This window comes from Lysinibacillus sp. G01H (genome assembly GCF_028872195.1).
GTDB lineage: Bacteria > Bacillota > Bacilli > Bacillales_A > Planococcaceae > Lysinibacillus > Lysinibacillus capsici.
In genome coordinates, this window is sequence record NZ_CP118397.1 from 3,855,517 (window position 1) to 3,875,005 (window position 19,489).

Sequence of the window (19,489 nt, forward strand, 5' to 3'; positions counted from 1 at the left end):
ATTAGAAATAGATAAAGTAGGTGATGTTCATTGGAAATTTCCATTAACCCAACTCTATTAACACAACATCCCGAGCTAAAATTCGGCATTATTCATTATACCAAAATTGTTGTAGCGGAATCCCCTCAAATGATTAAAGGGCGTATGCAATTGTATCAGGAAAATCTCTTTCTTGAAATGCAGGAACTTCCTGTAGCACAGCGTGAGGGTATTGCAGAATGGAGACAAGTTTGGAAAAAGCTTGGTGCTGATCCAAACCGTTATCGTCACTCAGCAGAAAGCCTTATGCGTCGAATTAGTAAGCAAAACTATTTAACGCCAATTCATTCAGGTGTTGATTTAAATAATTTCTTTTCACTCCAATATGAAATGCCAATTGGTCTATATGATGTTGCTCAAATCAAAGGGTTTGTAGCAATTGATCTTGGTCATGACGAGATTGGTTATGAAGGTTTGAATGGGCGCTTTAACACATTAGAAAATATTCTGTACAGTCGTGATGAGGTAGGAGCATTTGGCTCACCTTTTGTTGATTCTAAACGCACGGCTGTCACAGAGGAAACAACTGATGCTTTACATATTTTTTATTTCCGCCCTTCCTTAACAAATGACGCAGCGAACGAACTGCTTGCGTCAGCTGGGAAAATGTTCAATCAAATTCATGGTGGACAGTTTCAAATCGCAATTATATCAAATGATGTACCATCTATAACACTATAAAAAGGACGTGTTTTCGTGATTAATCTTGCAGAAGCTGTTAAACTAAAAAGTATTTTAGGAAAGAAAACTCAAGAGCTAGTAAACGAACTACATCGCAGTGCCTTTGTAACAGTTGAAAAGGGGCAAGCTCCTAAAACAAGTAATCGAGCACTCCCCCTTATTGAAGCTGACTTAGCCCAAGTTCGCCTAGATACTCGTACATTAGACCGCCTAGTTTACGAAGCAAACATCCAAAACACAGTAGACTTTAAAGGGCAAAAGCTAGCACTAGTAGAAGCCATCGAACTAGCAACACAACTTCGTGCCGAGGCTGATTTGTGTAAAGATTTCAGTATGCGAGAAAAAGAGAGTGTAAGATTTGGCTATGGCGAAAATACAATGTTATATGAAATCGCTTTGTATGAGCCAGATGAATATCGAGAACGAGCTACAAAGCTTGAAAAAGATGCACATAAACTATCTAATCTTATCAATTCAAAAAATTACAGTATTCAAATTAACTTTGACGATTCCCGTTATTTCTAGACTCGGGACGGTGAGACTCCAACCCGAGTTGGATGTGCTGTTTTCAAATCTAGCTTTTCAGCTAATTAGTTAAAAACCAATAACAAGTTACCTGTTACTGTATGACCGATGACTAATGACCAACTATAAGCAATGGCCATACTCAAAACAACTTGATTCCATTTGAAAACGCCATCCAAGGCTCTCCTACATTTATGTATGGAGAGCTTTTTTAGTAGTTCAAAGGGATAATTTGGATGACTAGTTGGCCCCTTTCAAGGACAAAATGGAAGTATCTATAGGAAAGGGGTCATACTATGACACAGCAAAATGATGCAACACATGAGCAAGATATGACATTGACCAACAGACAGGGACATCCAATTACCAACAATCAAAATTTGCGAACAGTCGGTAATCGAGGTCCTGCAACATTGGAAAATTATGATTTCCTAGAGAAGATGAGTCATTTTGACAGAGAGCGAGTTCCAGAACGGGTTGTGCATGCTCGTGGAGCTGGAGCACATGGGTATTTTGAGACCTATGGTGTTGTTGGCAATGAACCTATTGCTAAGTATACACGTGCAAAAGTCTTTCAGGATAAAGGGAAAAAAACACCTGTCTTTGTGCGTTTTTCAACTGTTATACATGGTGGTCACTCCCCAGAAACATTGCGTGATCCCCGCGGTTTTGCAGTAAAGTTTTATACAGAGGATGGCAATTGGGATTTAGTGGGCAATAATCTAAAGATCTTCTTTATTCGTGATGCGCTCAAATTTCCAGACATGATTCATGCTTTTAAGCCTGATCCCATTACTAATATTCAAAACGTTAAACGTTTTTTTGATTTTTGTGCTAGCTCACCAGAAACCTTCCATATGGTAACATTCGTTTACTCTCCTTGGGGGATTCCAGCAAATTATCGTATGATGCAGGGCTCTGGGGTTAATACGTACAAGTGGGTGAATAATGATGGCAAGGCAGTCCTTGTCAAATATCATTGGGAACCGCTACAAGGTATTAAAAATTTAACACAAAAAGAAGCAGAAGAAATCCAACAGAAAAATTTCAATCATGCTACACAAGATTTATATGATGCTATCGAACGTGGAGACTTCCCTGAATGGGAGCTACATGTTCAAATTATGGAGGATGGTCCACACCCTGAGCTTGATTTTGATCCATTGGATGATACAAAGCTTTGGCCAAACGATCAATTTCCATGGTATCCAGTTGGGAAAATGGTTTTAAACAAAAACCCTGAAGATTATTTTGCTGAGGTGGAACAGGCTGCTTTCGGAACAGGGGTACTTGTTGATGGCTTAGACTTCTCTGATGATAAAATGTTGCAAGGTCGTACTTTCTCTTATTCTGATACACAACGCCATCGTGTAGGAGCCAACTACTTACAGCTTCCAATTAATGCACCAAAAAAACGTGTAGCGACCAATCAACATGGTGGGCAAATGATGTATAAGCGTGATTTGGCACCTGGACAAAATCCACATATTAATTATGAGCCATCCATGCTGAATGGGTTAAAGGAAGCAGCACAAGCTGGTAAAGAATATACACCTTACATTGAAGGAAATCTTGTTCGTGAATCGATTGATCGTCAAAGTAATACGAAACAGGCTGGTGAAACTTATCGTAACTTTGAACAGTGGGAACGCGATGAACTTCTTGAAAATTTAATACGTGATCTATCGGTCTGTCATGAAGATATTCAAAATGCCATGATTGCTTTGGCACAAGAAGCCGACGAAGAATATGGTCGCTTACTCAAGGAAGGTTTGCACAACGCTAAAAAAGATTCCTCTGCCTCAAAACCACTTGGCAATATCAATGGTGATCAAGCACCTCAAGATGCTATGAATAAAGGACACGATGCTGAGCCTTATTAACAAAGCTAAAAAAGACATTACATTTTTTGTAATGTCTTTACTTTATTGTTTATATGTCTTATACCAATGTTAAGGTTGAATTTCCTTTAATGATTTAAATACTAATTCTTCATCTACATTCGTAATCGCTGCTTTTACATTTTCTCCCCAATAGAAAAGTCTTTCCTGACAGACTCCACAGAGTGTCAGCAATACAAATTTAGATGTTTCATCTTCCCTAGCAACACAAATCGAATGAGTAACTTTGATATTCAATTTATGTGCCTCTAAAATAGAACCTGTTTCCATACATAATTCAGTAGCTGCATTCATAACCTCGGGTGCGACACTTATTAAAATTTGTCCATCCGCAGTAGATAATGCTGCATCTCCACCCCATCCAGAGGGATATCTTTTTTCTGCTAGTGCAACCGCAGCTTCTTACAGTATTTTTCAATATCCATATTTCCTCTTCCTATCATACATGCACACCTGGTAATATTTTTAACACCTTTTCCTGTGCATCTAAAATTGCCTCTGTTCCTAGTGGGATCGCTATATTCGTTGTTTCATGTCCGAACTTAAACCCTGCCACGACTGGTATTCCTAAACCTGCAAAATACTCCTTCATTAACGAATGAAGTGCTTCTTCATCAGATCCTGTTTGTGTAAATAAACCAATGACGACTCCTGCTAATTGCTCAAACTTCCTTGCTTGTTTTAAATGCTGAAGCATTGAGTCAATAACTGGAATGGTTTCATTTACATCCTCTATTAATAAAATCCTACCTTCAGTCCTCACTTCAAATTTGGTACCTAGTGTGCTGACAAGACGATAAAGATTTCCTCCAATCATTTCACCACGTGCGACGCCCCCCGCAATCGTTGTTAACGGAGAAATTGCCTCTGTATACTGAATTTCCATAGGGGAAAATAGCTGTAAAAACATTTTCTTTGATAAATCATCCATCTTATTAGCGGACATAAGCATTGGCCCATGAAATGTCACCATATTGGCATACTCATTAATCGCACAATGTAAATATGTAACATCAGAAAAGCCCCAGAAAATTTTAGGATTTTCTTCTATTAAAGCATAATCAATTTTATCAGCAATTCTGGCAGAGCCATAGCCTCCCTTTACACAGAAGATTGCTTTCACTTCTGGGTTTTTTACCATCTCATGAAAATCAGCTAGTCTTATTTCATCACTTCCTGCCAAATATTCATGTTTTGCATGAATCGTATCACCTACAATATAGCGAAGACCCAATTCGTCCAAAAAAGCTACTGCTTCTCCTAGTTTTTCAGGCTCTACAAGACTTGAAAGTGCAACAACACCGACTAAATCTCCCTCTTGTAAACATGGTACGGTACTTTTCACAGTTATTCCTCCTCTTGTTTTCCTTATTTTAGCATAGCAAAACTACAGAGGCATTGATTATTGCTATACTGACTGCCTATAATTAACTTTACTATTCAATTAATAAAGGGGTTACAGCATCTTGAAAATTCCACCATATCTATTATTAGTACTCGCAACTCTTTTATGGGGTGGTAATTTTGTTATTGGACGTGCCGTTAGTGAAGATATCCCTCCCCTAACATTTGCCTTTTTACGCTGGTGCGTCGCATTTATTATCTTTTTTCCCATTGCATATCACCAATTAAAACGTGAATGGCGGATACTGAAAAGACATTGGTTTATTGTCATCATTCTTTCATTAACAGGGGTTACAGCATTTAACACACTTGTTTACATTGGATTACATTACACTACGTCTATTAATGCATCTTTAATGAACTCTTCTACGCCCATAATGATTTACATACTTTCCTTTATTTTTTTGAAGGAAAAACTATCAAAATTTCAGTTAATAGGGACCGTTTTATCACTGAGTGGAGTTGCCTTTATTATAATGGGTGGCTCTTTTAAAAGGATTGTCGATTTTACTTTCAACAAAGGGGATTTAATTGTAATCGCAGCAGTATTTTGTTGGAGCATATATTCATTGCTCATTAAACAATATGCAACTCGCTTACCAGGGCAGTCTACCTTTCTAGTGACGATTGGACTTGGGGCTACTGTGTTATTCCCTTTTTCTCTCTATGAAACAATGTCTAGTACAACAGCAATTCATTGGGAATGGTCAACCATTGCTGCTATTTTATATGTTGGTATTTTTGCCTCTATCATTGCTTTTCTCTGCTGGAACAGTGGTGTTATACAGCTGGGAGCGAACAAAGCAAGTATTTATTTAAATTTCATTCCTGTTTTCGCCTCCATTTTTGCTATTCTTTTTCTAAGTGAAAATTTACATTCTTTTCAGCTTATAGGTGGACTAGCCGTTGTAGCAGGGGTTATTTTATCAGGAAAAATAAACAAGCAAAGACTTCAATCCTAAGAAGTCTTTGCTTATTTTTGCTAATTCGTACCACCATAAATTATTGTAACATTAGGATGGTTTAATAATTGGCTTGCTGGGAATTCTTCTGTAATATGACCACTTTTCAATTTTTCAATCGCCGCGAGCTTTTTTTCACCAAAGGCAATGAGAACGATTTCCTTTGCCTTCATTATGGAGTGAATGCCCATTGTAATGGCATGTGTTGGTACTTCAGACGGATCATCAAAATAAATAGCATTTTCTGTTCTTGTTGACTCTGTTAACTCCACAATATTCGTCTTGGCATCAAACGATGTGCCTGGTTCATTAAAAGCAATATGTCCATTTACACCGATACCTAGAAGCTGTAAATCAATGCCTCCGGCTTCTTCAATGCGCTTATCATATGCAGCACATTCTTCAGCTAAATTGGCTGCCTGTCCATTTGGCAAATGGACATTTTTCGGCTGTATATCCACAAAATTAAATAAATTCTCATGCATAAATGTAAAGTAGCTTGCCGGACTTGATTGCTCAATGCCTACATACTCATCCAAGTTAAAAGTTTGTATTTCCTTAAAAGATAAATGGCCAGCTTGATGTCGTGCCACTAATTCTTTATACATGCCTACAGGTGATCCACCAGTTGCTAAACCTAAAACACTGTCAGGTTTCTCTTGTATTTGTTTTGAGAAAATAGTAGCTGCCACTTCGCTCATTTCCTCATATGTATTCACTTCTATCCATTTCATTCTCTATACGATACCTACCTTACCATTAATATTATTAACTAATATGTAAAATATTTCACTTTATAGTAGCTAACATATTAATCTTACTAGTTATTTAGCTATTTTTCTATCATTTCCTGCTTCAGTTTATGCGTGTAATCTATGACTATTTCGGTTATGTTATTAATAAGGAAGTGAGGCGATTTTATGAATGAACAGATTCGGCACTATTTACAGTATATTCAATTTCAAGGAACGTTAGAGCCATCTATTCAGCTACTTGGACAACTACAAACTAAACATCTATTAACCATTCCCTATGAAAATTTAGATGTTGCCTTGAACCGTGGTATCTCCTTCGCTATTCCTGATTTATTTCAAAAAATAATTATTGATAAACGTGGTGGCAATTGTTTTGAATTAAATATCTTATTCAGTTGGCTCTTACGAGAGCTTGGCTTTTCTGTCACCAATCGTTATGCCCAGTTTTGGCGCAACGTAGCGGAAAATACCCCTCCACAGGAAATTCCCATGCATCAATTATTGCTAGTGAATGTGAGTGGACAATACTATATCTCAGATGTAGGCGTCGGTGCATTAGCACCCTGTAAACCAGTCCCACTGATTGCTGGCTATCAACACCGTGAAGGTAAAGAGTTATATAAAATAGATTATGATGAAGCGAATGGTTGGATGCTGTTGGAACAAACTAAACATAGTTGGCGTTTGCTTTATAGTTTTCACGATGATGCCAATGATGCAAAATTTGCACCACGACTTTCCAAGCAAAAAAATAAAATTGCTATGATTCGAACCATTGGTGGTCGTCATACCATGATGAACAACGAATTTAGAATTTATGAGGGTTCTTCTTTAACAACCTATACAACACAAAATGAAAAAGAATGGTTACAAGCCCTTCAGCGATTTTTCAATATTACATTACAAGATTAAAAATAAAGCAAGCCTACTATGAAATGTAGGCTTGCTTCCTATTTTTTCATGGTGCGATTAAGCAGTTCAAGCACGACAATATCATTGTGTAACTCTTTCACTAAACCTATTCCATCCACAAAATAATAGGTTTTCACTGTACCATTAATTATGGATTTTTCTTCTAGTATGACCACACCTGAATATTGTACCTCTCCAGCTTGAACAATACCATTGGTCGTTTTAACCGTTACTCGTTTACCTGACGTAACGCCAGTATCATCCTCATGTAAAATAACACCTATCCTAAGTGGTAGCTCCAAATATAAATCATAATGAGTGTTACCATCACGGGCAATGGCTTGACCATATATACGATCATCGCCATATATCAGTTCATTAGGAAAGGCTTGTTCTGAACTTAGATTTTCGACTACCCATACATCATTTTTACCGTCATGGTGATCGAATTGATAGTCTAATGTATAACGTTGATGATCATTTAAAGAATAATAGGCATACGTGTAAATAAAAGCACGATCTTTTAGCAAATCTGGTTTAGATAACGTCATAGCACGTGCTAAAAACGCTGAAAAGTGAGCACGTGTAACAGGTTCATCTGGTTTAAATGTACCGTCATCATAGCCCCTTACTAAATGATTATGAGCTAGGGTTAAAATTTCTTTATATCCTGGTGTTTGTTCTGTTACGTCTGTAAAATAAGCATTCCCAGAACCCTTAAGCTGGAAAGCCCTTTGTAGCACAATAGCCATTTGACCTCTTGTCATTGTTGCATTTGGATGAAATGTATGGACATCATCAAATATACCCGCATTTTGTACCGCTGCGATTTCTTTATAATACTTATGTGCGGTCGTTACATCCTGATAGTTTGGATTCTCTATATTGATTTTATTTAACGCTAAAGCACGAGTTAATATAACAGCTACCTGTGCCTTCGTTACATTTTCATTTGGTTTGAACAGGTTATTTGAATAGCCTTTTACAATTTCCTGATCCACTAAATAATTAATTTCTGTTGATAATGTTTCATCTGCTAAATCTATAAAGCTTGCCGCTTGTGCTTCCTTAGGTAATATGGCAACCGTAATTAGGATCAAACACACTAGTTTCAATAGTTTTTTCATGTTTTCCCTCCTTCCTCGATCCTTTACCCCTCCAAACCATTTCTTACTCTTCAAACAAAAATACCACAACCATAAATTATATGATTGTGGTCATTCCTATTAGTACATAGTATTTGTTAACACGACACCGTCGCTTATTCTAATAATACGGTCTGTGTAAGTAAGCATTTCCTCATCGTGCGTCACCATTAATGTTGTAATATTTAATGTTTTAGTTAATTCTTTTAGTAGCAACATGATTTCCTTGGAGCGCTGGGAATCTAAACTAGCCGTTGGTTCATCAGCAAATAATACTTTCGGTTGATGAATAATAGCACGTGCAATTGCTACACGCTGCTTCTCTCCCCCTGACAAGGAGGAAGGGTAGGCAGTTTTACGATGTTCCATTCCGACTAACTTCAATAGCCGATTGACTTCATATTTCTGTTCATTCTTTTTTAATGGAGATTCAGCCACATCTAGCATTAATAGCAATTGTTCCTCTACTGTCAAAAATGGAACAAGATGAGCAAATTGAAAAACAAAGCCGAATTTACTTGCACGTAATTTTCGTACCTGTTCAGTTTTCATCGTCGTAAGATTCTGCTCTTCAAATAGCACTTGCCCATCTGTTGCTGGTTGTAGTCCAGCAGCAATCGTTAATAATGTACTTTTCCCAGAGCCCGAAGCACCTACCAATGCTGTAATCTCTCCTTCTTTTAAAGAAAAATTGATGCCCTTTAAGATCTCTTCCTCCACTTCACCATTCTTAAACGTTTTTCGTACTTCATCAATTGTAAATAACGTCATGATTAAGCCTCCCCCTGCTGTATTGCTTGTAAAGGTTCAATTTTTTTAATTTGCATTCCTGACAAGGTCGCACCAATAAAGCCTATGAGGAGGAATACAACGGATAACTGTGTTGTAGTGCCTATTGTTAAAGTAAATGGCATCCCTTTAGGAGCAACTATATTAAATAGCTGGCTAAGACTGACAGATACCACAAGTGAAAAGATTGTAATAATAGCCATCTGTGTCCAGATCATTTTAAATAGCTTACTTGTTTTTAATCCGATCGCTTTTAAAATGCCATACAAGCCAATTTTTTGTACATTCATCATGTAGAAGAAAATAGCAAACAACATCCCACTAATCACAACTAAGAACCATATAATCATATTTAAAGATAATTGTTCCGCATTATAACTGGGGATAGTTTTGAGAAACTCTTTATTGCTATATGCTTGCAATCCCTTAATATCATTTGGCTCACTATTTGGTACAAAAATCAACTGTTTATCCGCTACTCGATACATCTCCTGGTAGGCCTCTTCACTAATATAAGCAACGGGAGCATGGCTATATTTTTTTTGCTCTACAAAACCTTTTACAATGAACTTTCCACTGTATTGATTATTCGTTAATATATCTCCAACTTGTATTCCTTTATCTTGTAGTGAGCTATCCAAAAGCACCTCGTCTTGATGCACATTGCTAAAAAGTGAAGATTCCGTTGATGTCACAAAGGCTACACTTTGTTGTTTATCATCCTGATCATTTAAAAAGCCCATCTGGATCGAAAAAGCTACTGCCTCTTTTTCTTTACTTATGACTTTCTGCTGCAGGTGGCTATCGATTCTTGAAAGATTAAACGTGCCATCTGCATCCTCAGCCATATAAAATTGTCCCTTCGGTAAATCCTTAATTAAAGCTGCATTATCCTGTGACAGACCATTTGCTAAACCCGAAATAATAAACGTTAAAAAACTAACTAGGAAGATAATGGAGCCCAAGATTAAAAACCGTACTTTATTCTTCTTCATTTCTTTCCAGGCAAGATTCATCACTAACCCCTCCATTTCTTTAATTACTCCTAGCTTAGAATTGTTAAATGAACAGAGCATGAACTAATCGTTAAAATGTAGAGATCCTATAAAAAGCCGCTCTATAAAGGCATTTTTATCCCATAGAGTGGCTTCTTTTTTGAATCTTATTTATCTTTACTTGCTAAAATCTTTTTTGCTAACAAAATTTCTCCTACTATAAATGAATTGGTATTTTTTATAACAATTATATATTTTATAAAACTTATAGTAAGGTTTGTTTAACAGATTACATAATTCGAGAGGTATATACATGAAAAAATTTTTAAGAATTTCTTTAGTTCTACCCTTGTTATTGTCATAGTGTCTATAGTAGTTTTACTATTATTTAGGACGTAATAATCATAGTAATCTATCTGGAAGTATGGCTGAAAAATCGATCAACATTTAACAAATTGAGGGCAAAGTAGGATCTGTCATCCATCATTCTGCAGCGTTTGCAGCTGGAGATATCATTTCTACTGCAGAAGATTTATAGTTGTTTGACAGAGACTTGCGTAACAACGTATGGATAAGCAAAGAAATATCAGAGCTGATGAGTACTACCCATGTTAAAAAGTTACCATATTAATATGGATATAGTTTGTATACGCAAGATATCCTTTAAATAGCTTTAGATTGCTAATACAGCACAAAATATAACTGACGTAAACGCAACAATAAGACCCATTAAGTCCACCTTTCTTTTATCTATGCTTATATACTTTTTATAATTTTTTACAACAAAAAAAGAATCCTTGATATATCAAGGATTCTTCGTTGTAATGGATACCGGTGGTCGGGGTCACAAACACTCCACAAATGCTGATTCTACAAGGGGTTATGAAGTGCGTGTGTAAAATTTGTGTAAAATAATTTGATGGTATATCCAGTTGAAAAGTTTAATCTTTTTCTTTCGATTCAATACTCAACATGCTATGAATGCATAGTGTGGTGATTTTATCAATTTGATGAAGTAGAATTACTCAATTTGTTAAATCCCATTTGAAATTGAAGTGTTTGGAACGGATATTGATAAACAAGACGCACGAAATAATAAATGATTTCAGGGCTGTCCAATAAGTCCTTTTGAAGTAAATATAACTTATATTATTAGTTAAATTGACCTTTTGGATAGCTCTCACATTTTTTAATTTCTTTCTAAAACCACTTCTTGATCGCCATTTTTTAACGTAACATTATAATCTTTAAGAATTGCTATTATAACTACAAGCCCTACCGTAACAATTAATGTTATTGCTACAGCTGTGCCAATACCCGCTAAACTTAATGAACCTACTAGAGCTGCTTGTGTTGTAGGATTATTGCTTTTATTTAACTTATTTGTTTTGGCCAAGGGTTTTAATTTTTTTGCTAAAGAACCCGTTACTGTAATATTCTTTTCCTTCTTACGTATAGCTTCTTGTAATTCACTCTTTGATGATACATAAGCCATTTTAAACATCCTTTCTACTTATAACTCTATATTGTCTCTCTGCTAACGCTCTAAAATGCCCTGTAAGCATCCAATCTCTTGCGGTGTACATTAACGGAACATCTTAATTTATATTCCATCATCTTCCGGATAGTTTATTTATTAAAGTTAGAATATCAGTTGCTAAGTTAGGAGATTCATAAGTAATTAACAAGTTCTCTTTATAATATTCATCGTATAACTTTCTTTTTTCTAACCATCGTTCCGAGTACTGTTCATTATTTAACATTCCGATATGTTCTAAGAAATATGTTTTCTCATTTAGTTTAATTGTAAAGTCTGGTGACATTTGTTTTCCATTTGGTGTTAAAAGTGCCTTTTCATATTCATATGGTACATTTTTATTGAATAAAGCATTTGCAATAATTACTTCGGATTTCGATCGAACTTTATCTCCTTTTTCTGTTGTATAGATTCTTTGTAAGTCCCACTTATTCACGCCAAGATATTGAGCTATTTCTTGATGCAACTCAATAGAATTTTTTGTACGATCAATTGTATATACGAAATAATCAAGTTGATCATATTTAAACTTCTTCTTTTGCTCAATCATTTCATTTATTTTTTGTTCAAAAGGTTTTAAATTTTCAATCAACACTTCAACTATCAAACATTTTGCCAAACTTCTTTTAACACTACATTCCCCTTTTAGCAATGATTCAAAAACTAAATCAGATAGCTCTTCCGGAGTGTAATTGGTTTTCTTTAATGTAGTTATAAATGTTTTTGGCTTTGAAGCCTCTATTGCTTTTTGTAAATCTAGATTTTTTATATTTTCTAAAATTTTCAGTGAATGAATAGCCTTTGCACATATCTTGACTACTCCAACGTCTAGTAAATACGGTAGACATAATTGTAATGTATCATCATCGTAATACTCTATGTTTCTATAACCTATTTTCCCATCTCTAATTTCTTCAAACTTTTCTTCAATTTTCTCATATGATGGGAAACTTTTATTTATAAAATGCGTTTTTTTAACTTGAATATTTTTGTCTGTATATAGAAGATAAGCATTCGATGCTTCTTTATTACGGGAAGCGCGCCCCACCTCTTGGTAATACTGTGCAATTGATTCAGGAATCATAAAATGAATAACTAATTTTATATCTGGAATATCAATACCCATTCCAAAAGCATTCGTTGCAAAGATTAAATCAATTTCATTATTTTTATATTTTTTTATAATATCTTGTTTTTCATTACTTGATAAATCTGCATGAAAATAGACTGATTTAAAACCTTTTTCTTTTGCCCTTTCTGCAAAATCTTCTACTCCACGTTTACTATATTTTCGATATACATAAACTAGTGTTTTTTCATTCTTATGCTGTTGTAATAAGTTCCAAAAAGCTTCTTCTTTTTCATCCTCATTATCAAAATGCTTACAGATTAAATTAATCTCAGTTCGCATTAGTTGAACATCTTTTATGACATTTTGGTCATTAATATAAAAATTCTTTTTTATATCTTCAATTTCTAACACATTTAAAGTTGCAGAAAGCCCTAGAACAACCGGCCATTGATCAAACACCGTATTTAAAAAAGTAGGTATATGAGTGTATAAAGGTCTAAAACTCTCGCCCCACTGTGAAATACAATGTATTTCATCAATTACTATCAATTTAATATCATCCCTACGCTTCTTTAACACCTTTTCTAATAATCCATCCATTGCTAAACGTTCTGGACTCACAAAGATGAAGCCAGGTGTATAGTCTCCACTATATAATCTGGATAATAATTCGATTTGTTCTTTTTGTTTAACATCTGCGTGTAATTTCAGAACAGATATATTTTGTTCACGCAATTTCTCTACTTGTTCGTCTATTAAAGCAATAAGAGGTGAAACAACTATCGTTATTCCGTTAAGTGCCATACCTGAAACCCAATAAATTAACGACTTACCTCCACCAGTTGGTAAAATAGCTAACGAATTATTATCACCTAATATATTATTAATTACTTTCTTTTGTATTTCTTTCAATGTAATTTCTTCAGCCATTTGAGGGAAATATTCTTTAAACACTTCTTCTGCTTGCATTAAACCCATTCCTCTCGAATGTTTCTAGTTAATTCAGCAATTTCTCCTTCATGACATTTGGCTACAAATTTTAAAAAGTCATTAACAAAAACATAACGATATTTTTCCGAAAAATGAACACCTAATTCATTATATTTCTCCAACAATAAACAGTAAATTAGATAACTGTATATTCCAAATAATTGGTATGGATAATAAAAGTTTTGTTGAGTGACAACTTTATCAGTTAAAATCATTAAAAATTCTGAATCTTGCTCGCAACCGAAATCCTTTTTATCAGTTAAATACCATAATGCCCAAATAGCTTCTCTTGAACGATGAGGAAAATATTGAGGCAATAATTTATGTGCTATATAACTTTTAATACCCCCACCTATTACACCATCCACTCCATAGCCTGTTGTATCTAAAGTAGATTGTTCCAATAGATCATCATCTATTAAATTCTCTATTTTATAATCACCATTGTAATCATATCCATCCCACTTTTCAGGATATTCATTAAGATAAGTTGCAATATTAGTCATTACTTCTAATAAATAATTTGCATTACAAACATTAAATTTAATTTTAAACTGATCTAAACTTTTATCTTTACTATTCAATGTTTTTCTAATCATGGAGCAATCTCTTTTTAAATCATTCTTAAAGCCCGCTGAATCTTCTGCATATTCTTCCAAAGTATCTAAGTCAAATAATTCTTCATATTCTTCCACATCTTTATTAAATTCTTTAATAGCATTATTCTTGATAACTTCAAGATTTTTTTGTAATTTAGAACTGTCTATCAAAACCTTAATATTACTATTAGTATTCATTTTTACTTTAAGAGAATCAATCGCCTCATTAGTGGCTACTATTCCACCTCTTGACGCAATATATCTATCAAAATACCCCATAAAATTCTTTTCTATTTCTTCAAAAACTTTATTGATATGATGAGCTTCATAACAAAAATCATCTAAATCTAAATTATAATCGCGCATTCAATTCCCTCCTTATTAACTTGAATATCAACTTTATTTTACCAAAATTTATAAAAATAAAATCATTTCCTGAAGGCTGCTGAAAAAACATCATTCAACATTGTAATAACTAAGTTAAATAAGCTAAGTATACCTAAACTAAGCATATTGATATAACATATTTTGAATATTTTTATATATAAAGGATCTAATGGAGTTTTTATAAAAGGCCCAAATAAGGATATTAATCCTGTTATTAAAAATAATAAGGCAGTGAATACATAAGGCCCTATAAAATCAATTAAAGCTTGTCCTTTTTTAATCTCATCGCTTTCATAACTTGCTAGCTTTTTTAAATCTTCATCGCTAAATGCATCTTTACCAGCAACAAATAACGCTAAAGTAAGTGTCAATCCAGTCGATGATATAGAAAAATATTCTGCCATTTTAAATGATGAGAAATCTAAAAAATCTAGCCAAAAAACACCGATAATTGACCCAAATAAGAAAATCATCCATATAATAAACAAATATGAAGGCATTAAATTACTTTTTGCTTTCCAAATTACACTTATTGGATTCTTATAAAAATTCCCTTCCATATGGATAACCCCCCTCCCTATAAGGTAATATCTAAATTAGCTACTTTTTTAATCCTTTTAACTATATTTTTCCCCTTATGCACGCCTTTACCAACCAATGATTTTAAATAACCATTTTTAGCTTGTTCATTTAGCTCGTCTTTTACTCTTTCTAATTTTAAAGGTTGCCCATCTGCACCAATAAGAGTAGTATGTAATTCTTTGGCTTCTGAATTTTTTAATATATTATGCCTATCTAATGGTGGATTACCGTTTGGATATACAATAACAAAGCTAATTTCTGTATACTCTTTTTGTTCAAATGATATTGATTCGTAAACGGGGTTAATATTAATTTTTCCTATTTCCCCTAAAGTAAATGAGTCATTATTAATAATTCTTTCTAAAGCCGTTATATAATATATTGCATCTTCTTCAGATTTACTTTCTACTAATATATGCTCTTTTGTAGGCTTGTAATAAGCCTTTAGATTCAAAGGGTTTACCAGTTGCTTTTTATTTTTGTCTGCATATAATTTAATTTTATTAAATTTTCTTAAATGAGTAATACCAGTACCAATCTTATTTTCGAATTCAAAATTTTCTTCCTCATCAATTTTGTCATCAGTAATTAAATTATATGATTTTAATATAGCGGGATATCTTTTTTCTAAATCAATTCGCAATCGTTTGCATTTGTCATTTAATGTTAAAAATTTTTTTGAATAAAAAATTTCTCCTTCTTCTTTGTACTTTAATAATATTTCTTTATACAGCTTATATAGTTTGTTACTTTCTTCCTCTAGTTTTAAAAACTTTTTATTAAATTCTACTTCATTATTTAATTCAGGAATTAATTCATAGACAGTTTCTTTAAATCCTTCTTTTTGTTTTATGCCTATTACATGATCTAGTACAGTAGGAATTAGCGTATTAATTAAATATTCAAATTGATTTTCTTTTTTAAAACTAACTATAGTATTAGGTTGAACATTTAATTTGAAAACAAAGTAATTTTTATTCATTGATATTTTCCTTTTCCTTTTTAGATTTTATACATCCAATTATATCCCAATAATGACCATAAATTATAATTTTAAGTATATTTATATCTAATGAGCTATATGGTTATCTCTAACTGCGGAAAAGGGAAAGGCATTTAAAAGTAATTGAAGAAATCTGTATGTGAATTTGAATCAGAAAATACAGTTAATTATTAAAATGAGTCCAAGGTATTGGTATACTTACTCTTCAAATGGGGAATCGAAGTGAAGCGCTAGTTACCAACCACCGAGCTAATACAAACTCCCTTAGCATGCTTCATTCACAAAATAATGATAAAAGCAGACGGGCAATTAGAGGCGCGATACCAGCACTTCTAAACCGTCTGCTTTTATATTTCATACTCAATAACATTAGATATATCCTCTAATCCTCCTAATTCTAGTTACTATCATCAAAATGTATTTTGCAAAAGTCGTTCAATTCTCTGTACTTTCTGTTGCAAAATACAATCAAAATCTTAATAAAAAAACATTACTTATCTTTTGGAATTATACTTTTTAATTAATTGCATAACATCTTCGAAAGGTATATTAAATTTAACTGCAGTATTCAAAGCAGCTTGCTTTTGATCCATTCCTTTTAAAATTAACTGAATCACCTCTGCCACAATCTTTATTATTAATATTAATTTTTCTCTTTTCATTTTTCCAACTCCTTATTTTGTAATTAACCCTATAATAATTTAAAATTATTAAATAACGGTGGACAAAATGTACACAAGGAGATGAACGAAGAATGAAAAGAAAAAAGAGGAAGATACACTACTCTACTTCTACAGTAGGATATCAAAATCTTTTAGAACTAGCTTTAAAAATTCCGTCGCTTAAAGATTTAACTGGTGAAATGAAAAATTCACATACTGAATTCATTGATTCTTTCTATGATGAAGAATTTAAAAAAATGTTAGATTTAAAAGATAAAAGCAATGTAGATGTTATAAACAATTCAAATTTATCAAAAGATTACTTTTACGCTGTATATCAAGGTAAAAGAAAACCTAGTCGAAACAAAACAATTCAGCTATGCTTTGGATTAGGATTAAGTGGCGAAGAGGCAAGTCTATTCTTAAAAAAGATGGGACATAACGAGTTTTATTTAAGAAACGAACGGGACCTAGTAATATTTGCTGCCCTAACGAAAGGAGAAACTTTACTCTCAACGGAAGAGTTTCTATATGACAATGGATATGAAACTATTACAAAAGAATAAAAAATAGGCAGACGGCTTTTAAAAGTTTCTAAACTATGAGAGACCGTCTGCTTTTTATGTTTCAACAAATATTAAATTAAATATTCCAAAGACACACCCTCCTAAAAGCTATGTTAAAAAACACGCTTAAATTAGGCTCAGTCAGCAAGTTCAAGTCACGGACAGCTTCGCAATGTGGTGAATGCTAATAGTGGTGCAAATTAAAAAATGGATGTAGTAGAGTCATCTATAGCTCTAAATATATTTCAAATACTCATCATATAAAGGGTTAGAATCATTCTTATCTTTAATTGTACTTTCAATATAATTATACCAATTTTTAATTCTAATTAATAAATCATCAATGTCTTCCAAATCATTCTCATTCAATTTTATTAAACGGAAATAAGTTTCTAATATTGTAAAACAATACATTCTTAAATGAGGAAGTAAAAGTGTAACATCAGATTTATGTGCTTCATGAGCAATTATATTCCTAATTCTATAAATCCTACTTAATTGCCATTCAACTCTTAAATTATGTTCTGTTATATAATCTAATACTTTTTCATTTGTTTTAAACTTATCACTTAACTCTTCAAGGCGATATTTTAATAAATACGAATCGTTTACATTGTTTGTTAATGTTTGTAATTTATTTGTTTCTCGTATTAAATCTAAAAAGTCTTTATTTGAAACATTTACCCAATCATCATCTACATCGCATGGTACTTCAAATTTATCAAGATTTTTTTTCAAATCAACCAATAAACTAGAAATATAATCAATAGAAAGTATTTTTATAGCTTCATCACTCATTTTTTTCTTTATATCGATATTAGCCTTATTCCCTGTTAAAAGATACTCAATTGCAGTCCAGGTATTTGTAAATGCTATGTGTTCAGTAGAAGTTGATAAACCCATACGGAAAAACTTCAAGGATGATTCCAATCTTTTCTTAGAACGCTTTTCAAGTTTATTATTTTTTGATAGTAACTCTGATAATGTCAATGGAGTAAAACTTGAATCATAGTCATGTTTATACAAATGATTTAATGTTGAATCTAACGAACTTTCTACTACATATGACTGATAAGCAAATTCTACATTTTGTGGAACTGACGTAAACATTATAAAGTCTAAAGCTTTTTCTACAGAAGCTCTAGCAATTAAAGAAGCTCTATGTGGATCTGATGTTTTGACGATTACTTTCGCATATCTTATAAAATCACTAATTTCGCTAAAAATAGAGGGAACATTAGAAAATATATTTTTATCGATACTATTATAAAAATATACATCATTAACTTTTGGATAATCATAAGAAAATTGGTGTGATGATGTCATTTTTAAAAAAACAGTGAATTTTTTTTCATAATTTAAAGACCTTAGTGCCTCATCTAACCTTTCTTCAAAAGTCTTATTATTCTCCCAAATAAAAAGTTGATTCTGACAGAAGTATAATTTCTTCAAAGTTATTCCTTCTGAAATGAAATATGAAATTATTGCTGAAGTAAATATAAGAATTTGTTTCTTTTCGTCATTTTTAATACTTTCTTTTAAAGAATAAATTATTAAATCTTTATAATTATTTTTTAAAAATAATTGTAACTTTTTAAAAATCACTAAATCAGCGTAAGCATTTTCAATCTCTTTTTCTTTTCGTTTTGAAAACTCCAAAACGTTTTCCAAAGAAGCCATAAACTGCGATAATATCAGTTTATTTTGATTAAATATCTTCTTTTCTTTCTCTAAAAAGCCTTTAGTTTCTTTTGCTATTTGGTCTACATAATGTTTAAAATTTGTTTGTCCTTGAATAGATTCATCTAAATAAGTAATTAGTTCATCTAATATTAATTTCAAATTCATTACTTTAGGTCTATAGCTAGCATGAGTTTCATCATTTGTTAGTTCAATCCATACTTCTAAAAAAAATAGTTCCCCCTGAGATATATTAGGTATTCTACTTTCAATTGTATTTTTTATATTCTCCATTTTAATCCC

Annotated in this window: 18 protein-coding genes and 1 pseudogene; 6 read left to right on the forward strand and 13 right to left on the reverse strand. The window is 32.9% G+C overall.

The window, feature by feature from the left end:
• The first annotated feature begins 30 nt into the window (after positions 1 to 30).
• The 3 genes from PSR12_RS19620 to PSR12_RS19630 all read left to right on the forward strand — a co-directional run bounded on the left by PSR12_RS19620 (position 31) and on the right by PSR12_RS19630 (position 3,128).
• A complete protein-coding gene (locus PSR12_RS19620) occupies positions 31 to 720 on the forward strand; it encodes a B3/B4 domain-containing protein (RefSeq protein ID WP_274770207.1) in 690 nt (229 codons plus the stop codon).
• A gap of 15 nt (positions 721 to 735) precedes the next feature.
• Positions 736 to 1,245: a hypothetical protein gene (locus tag PSR12_RS19625; protein ID WP_004230848.1), complete on the forward strand. Its 510-nt coding sequence runs from the start codon at positions 736 to 738 to the stop codon at positions 1,243 to 1,245.
• 296 nt (positions 1,246 to 1,541) lie between these two features.
• Positions 1,542 to 3,128, forward strand: a complete 1,587-nt coding sequence (locus PSR12_RS19630) for a catalase (protein ID WP_274770209.1) — start codon at positions 1,542 to 1,544, stop codon at positions 3,126 to 3,128.
• 69 nt (positions 3,129 to 3,197) lie between these two features.
• Here PSR12_RS19630 and PSR12_RS19635 read toward each other — a convergent pair.
• Both PSR12_RS19635 and PSR12_RS19640 read right to left on the reverse strand, forming a co-directional pair.
• Positions 3,198 to 3,548: pseudogene (locus tag PSR12_RS19635) on the reverse strand (cytidine deaminase); the annotation flags it as partial.
• Positions 3,549 to 3,585: 37 nt separating this feature from the next.
• Positions 3,586 to 4,491 carry a S66 peptidase family protein gene (locus tag PSR12_RS19640; RefSeq protein WP_221681105.1) on the reverse strand — a complete coding sequence of 302 codons (906 nt, stop codon included), beginning with the start codon at positions 4,489 to 4,491 and terminating at the stop codon, positions 3,586 to 3,588.
• 121 nt (positions 4,492 to 4,612) lie between these two features.
• Between PSR12_RS19640 and PSR12_RS19645 the strand changes: the two genes are divergently transcribed.
• Entirely contained in the window at positions 4,613 to 5,512 is a 900-nt protein-coding gene (locus tag PSR12_RS19645) for a DMT family transporter (RefSeq protein ID WP_221681103.1), read from the forward strand.
• Between the two features lie 20 nt (positions 5,513 to 5,532).
• On the opposite strand, the gene nagB is transcribed toward PSR12_RS19645, so the two are convergent.
• Positions 5,533 to 6,246: a glucosamine-6-phosphate deaminase gene (gene nagB / locus PSR12_RS19650; protein ID WP_221681102.1), complete on the reverse strand. Its 714-nt coding sequence runs from the start codon at positions 6,244 to 6,246 to the stop codon at positions 5,533 to 5,535.
• Positions 6,247 to 6,432: 186 nt separating this feature from the next.
• On the opposite strand from nagB, the gene PSR12_RS19655 reads away from it, so the two are divergent.
• A complete protein-coding gene (locus PSR12_RS19655; RefSeq protein WP_221681101.1) occupies positions 6,433 to 7,179 on the forward strand; it encodes an arylamine N-acetyltransferase family protein in 747 nt (248 codons plus the stop codon).
• Between the two features lie 38 nt (positions 7,180 to 7,217).
• Here PSR12_RS19655 and PSR12_RS19660 read toward each other — a convergent pair whose 3' ends face one another.
• The 9 genes from PSR12_RS19660 to PSR12_RS19700 form a co-directional block, all read right to left on the reverse strand.
• The gene (locus PSR12_RS19660; RefSeq protein WP_221681100.1) at positions 7,218 to 8,306 is read right to left on the reverse strand and encodes an S-layer homology domain-containing protein; all 1,089 of its coding nucleotides are present in this window, start codon (positions 8,304 to 8,306) and stop codon (positions 7,218 to 7,220) included.
• Positions 8,307 to 8,405: 99 nt separating this feature from the next.
• Positions 8,406 to 9,095: an ABC transporter ATP-binding protein gene (locus PSR12_RS19665; RefSeq protein WP_221681099.1), complete on the reverse strand. Its 690-nt coding sequence runs from the start codon at positions 9,093 to 9,095 to the stop codon at positions 8,406 to 8,408.
• A 2-nt stretch (positions 9,096 to 9,097) separates the two neighbouring features.
• Positions 9,098 to 10,129 (reverse strand): ABC transporter permease, encoded by a 1,032-nt coding sequence (locus tag PSR12_RS19670; protein WP_221681098.1) that lies wholly within the window; start codon positions 10,127 to 10,129, stop codon positions 9,098 to 9,100.
• 1,168 nt (positions 10,130 to 11,297) lie between these two features.
• A complete protein-coding gene (locus tag PSR12_RS19675; protein WP_274770214.1) occupies positions 11,298 to 11,603 on the reverse strand; it encodes a hypothetical protein in 306 nt (101 codons plus the stop codon).
• Positions 11,604 to 11,721: 118 nt separating this feature from the next.
• Complete coding sequence (locus PSR12_RS19680; protein ID WP_274770215.1) at positions 11,722 to 13,686, reverse strand: RecQ family ATP-dependent DNA helicase; 1,965 nt, start codon at positions 13,684 to 13,686, stop codon at positions 11,722 to 11,724.
• A complete protein-coding gene (locus PSR12_RS19685; RefSeq protein WP_274770217.1) occupies positions 13,686 to 14,672 on the reverse strand; it encodes a hypothetical protein in 987 nt (328 codons plus the stop codon). The genes PSR12_RS19680 and PSR12_RS19685 overlap by 1 nt, the downstream gene beginning before the upstream one ends.
• 62 nt (positions 14,673 to 14,734) lie before the next feature.
• Positions 14,735 to 15,253, reverse strand: coding sequence for a hypothetical protein (locus tag PSR12_RS19690; RefSeq protein ID WP_274770219.1), 519 nt, complete (start codon positions 15,251 to 15,253; stop codon positions 14,735 to 14,737).
• Between the two features lie 17 nt (positions 15,254 to 15,270).
• Positions 15,271 to 16,257: a hypothetical protein gene (locus PSR12_RS19695; RefSeq protein WP_274770220.1), complete on the reverse strand. Its 987-nt coding sequence runs from the start codon at positions 16,255 to 16,257 to the stop codon at positions 15,271 to 15,273.
• 515 nt (positions 16,258 to 16,772) lie between these two features.
• The gene (locus tag PSR12_RS19700) at positions 16,773 to 16,940 is read right to left on the reverse strand and encodes a hypothetical protein (protein WP_274770221.1); all 168 of its coding nucleotides are present in this window, start codon (positions 16,938 to 16,940) and stop codon (positions 16,773 to 16,775) included.
• A 92-nt stretch (positions 16,941 to 17,032) separates the two neighbouring features.
• On the opposite strand from PSR12_RS19700, the gene PSR12_RS19705 reads away from it, so the two are divergent.
• Positions 17,033 to 17,506 (forward strand): hypothetical protein, encoded by a 474-nt coding sequence (locus tag PSR12_RS19705; protein ID WP_274770223.1) that lies wholly within the window; start codon positions 17,033 to 17,035, stop codon positions 17,504 to 17,506.
• Positions 17,507 to 17,740: 234 nt separating this feature from the next.
• Here PSR12_RS19705 and PSR12_RS19710 read toward each other — a convergent pair whose 3' ends face one another.
• A complete protein-coding gene (locus PSR12_RS19710; protein ID WP_274770225.1) occupies positions 17,741 to 19,480 on the reverse strand; it encodes a hypothetical protein in 1,740 nt (579 codons plus the stop codon).
• Between the last annotated feature and the right edge of the window lie 9 nt (positions 19,481 to 19,489).

Bases quoted from the DNA above. Each gene is read 5' to 3' on its own strand.
- PSR12_RS19630 (WP_274770209.1), top strand. From the start codon at position 1,542: ATGACACAGCAAAATGATGCAACACATGAGCAAGATATGACATTGACC.
- nagB (WP_221681102.1), bottom strand. From the start codon at position 6,246: ATGAAATGGATAGAAGTGAATACATATGAGGAAATGAGCGAAGTGGCA.
- PSR12_RS19655 (WP_221681101.1), top strand. From the start codon at position 6,433: ATGAATGAACAGATTCGGCACTATTTACAGTATATTCAATTTCAAGGA.
- PSR12_RS19660 (WP_221681100.1), bottom strand. From the start codon at position 8,306: ATGAAAAAACTATTGAAACTAGTGTGTTTGATCCTAATTACGGTTGCC.
- PSR12_RS19665 (WP_221681099.1), bottom strand. From the start codon at position 9,095: ATGACGTTATTTACAATTGATGAAGTACGAAAAACGTTTAAGAATGGT.
- PSR12_RS19670 (WP_221681098.1), bottom strand. From the start codon at position 10,129: ATGAATCTTGCCTGGAAAGAAATGAAGAAGAATAAAGTACGGTTTTTA.
- PSR12_RS19675 (WP_274770214.1), bottom strand. From the start codon at position 11,603: ATGGCTTATGTATCATCAAAGAGTGAATTACAAGAAGCTATACGTAAG.
- PSR12_RS19680 (WP_274770215.1), bottom strand. From the start codon at position 13,686: ATGCAAGCAGAAGAAGTGTTTAAAGAATATTTCCCTCAAATGGCTGAA.
- PSR12_RS19685 (WP_274770217.1), bottom strand. From the start codon at position 14,672: ATGCGCGATTATAATTTAGATTTAGATGATTTTTGTTATGAAGCTCAT.
- PSR12_RS19690 (WP_274770219.1), bottom strand. From the start codon at position 15,253: ATGGAAGGGAATTTTTATAAGAATCCAATAAGTGTAATTTGGAAAGCA.
- PSR12_RS19695 (WP_274770220.1), bottom strand. From the start codon at position 16,257: ATGAATAAAAATTACTTTGTTTTCAAATTAAATGTTCAACCTAATACT.
- PSR12_RS19700 (WP_274770221.1), bottom strand. From the start codon at position 16,940: ATGAAAAGAGAAAAATTAATATTAATAATAAAGATTGTGGCAGAGGTG.
- PSR12_RS19705 (WP_274770223.1), top strand. From the start codon at position 17,033: ATGAAAAGAAAAAAGAGGAAGATACACTACTCTACTTCTACAGTAGGA.
- PSR12_RS19710 (WP_274770225.1), bottom strand. From the start codon at position 19,480: ATGGAGAATATAAAAAATACAATTGAAAGTAGAATACCTAATATATCT.